General features: G+C 68.6%; 1 protein-coding gene. It reads right to left on the bottom strand.

What is annotated here, in order from left to right:
* Nucleotides 1-1260 (bottom strand): non-ribosomal peptide synthetase (locus E1294_RS51980; protein ID WP_132520763.1); only part of this gene is annotated, 1260 nt, incomplete at both ends.

Consider the following 1260-nt stretch of genomic DNA (forward strand, 5'->3'; position numbering starts at 1 on the left):
ACCAGCGACACCGCCAGCAGCGAATGCCCACCCAACGCGAAGAAATCATCGAACCGACCGACCCGCTCCACCCCCAGCAGCTCCGCCCACACCCCGGCGATCGCCTGCTCGATCTCCCCCTCCGGCTCCTGATAACCCATCCGCGCATACGCGTCACCGTCCGGAGCGGGCAGCGCCTTGCGGTCGACCTTGCCGTTCGGGGTCAAGGGCAGGGTCTCCAGCGCGACGAACGCAGTCGGAACCATGTAACCCGGCAGGTCAGCCGTAAGGCGTTCACGCAGGCCGGCCGCGCCGACGCCGTCGCCGACGTAATAGGCGACCAGGTCCTTGGTGACCACGGCCTGGGTCACGCCGGGTACGCGCAGCAGGGCCGTTTCGATCTCCCCCAGTTCGACACGGAACCCGCGGATCTTGACCTGGAAGTCGTCGCGGCCGAGGAAGTCAAGCGTCCCGTCCGGCAACCACCGACCCAGATCACCGGTGCGGTAGAGCCGGCCGCCCACCTCAAGGGGATCGGGTACGAAGCGGGTGGCGGTCAGCTCCGGACGATCCAGGTAGCCATGCGCGGTCCCCAAGCCACCCAGATACAGCTCGCCCGTGACGCCGACCGGGACCGGGCGGCCGTTGCGGTCGAGCAGGCGGACGAACCGGCCCGCGACCGGCCGACCGATCGGAACACCCCCGGTCGGCGCCTGCTCGATGGCATGCATCACGGCGAACGTGGTCGTCTCGGTTGGACCGTAGCCGTTGAGGAAGGTGCGCGGCCCGCCCGCGTGGACGACCTTGCCGACCGCCACCGGATCCAGAACATCACCGCCGACAATCAGGCACCGCAGGCCGGAGAAGACCTCGGACAGGGCATCGCAGTAGCGGTGGAACAGGCCCGCGGTCAGCCACAGGGTCGTCACCCCGCAGGTGGTGAGGGCAGTGCGGAACTCGCCCGCGTCGAGCACCTGCGACTCGCCGATCACCACGATCCGGGCGCCATTCAGCAGCGGCCCCCAAATCTCCCACGTGGAAGCGTCGAACGCCGGATTCGCCGCGAACGCCACCACATCATCACCGGTCAAGGCCAGCAAGCCGTTATCGACCGCGAGAGAGACGATGCCGGCGTGCGACACCACCACACCCTTGGGCGCGCCCGTCGAACCCGAGGTGTACATGACATAGGCCGCATCCGACACCGACACCCGCACCGGCATGCCGGAATCGGCGGCATCACCGCCACTGAGGACGCCACTGAGGACGCCACTGAGGACG

Source organism: Nonomuraea diastatica, assembly GCF_004349015.1.
Lineage (GTDB): Bacteria > Actinomycetota > Actinomycetes > Streptosporangiales > Streptosporangiaceae > Nonomuraea > Nonomuraea diastatica.